Annotated in this window: 1 protein-coding gene; it reads left to right on the top strand. The window is 73.0% G+C overall.

What is annotated here, in order from left to right; genetic code table 11:
• The coding region (locus tag ACEN88_RS34480) for a cobalamin biosynthesis protein (RefSeq protein WP_413346903.1) at positions 1–326 on the top strand (326 nt) is incomplete at its 5' end.
• Positions 327–397 lie beyond the last annotated feature (71 nt).

Here is a 397-nt window from a genome sequence, read left to right as displayed (position 1 = left end):
CGCGCCTGACTGCCCTGTCGTACGTGCTGCTGGCGGAGCGGGGACGGCTGCGCGCGTGGCGCTGCTGGCGCACGCAAGCGCCCGCGTGGAGCAGCCCGAACGCGGGCCCCGTGATGGCCAGCGGCGCCGGCGCGCTGGGCGTGCAGCTTGGTGGCGCGGCCGTGTACGACGGCGTGACGGAACAGCGGCCCCCGCTCGGCACCGGTCCGGACGCGTGCGCGCACGACATCCTGCGTGCCTGGCGCCTCGTGTGGCGTACCACGCTGCTATGGGTCGTCGTGGCCGGCGCCGCGCTATTCGTATTGGATGGAGCGATCCATGCTTGAACACGGCGGCAACCTGCGCGCGGCGCAACAACGCTACGGCGGCACGGACTGGATCGACCTCTCCACCGGCA

Source organism: Massilia sp. CT11-108, from assembly GCF_047302915.1.
Lineage (GTDB): Bacteria > Pseudomonadota > Gammaproteobacteria > Burkholderiales > Burkholderiaceae_D > Telluria > Telluria orientalis.
This window is presented reverse-complemented; position numbering and strand designations above follow the sequence as displayed.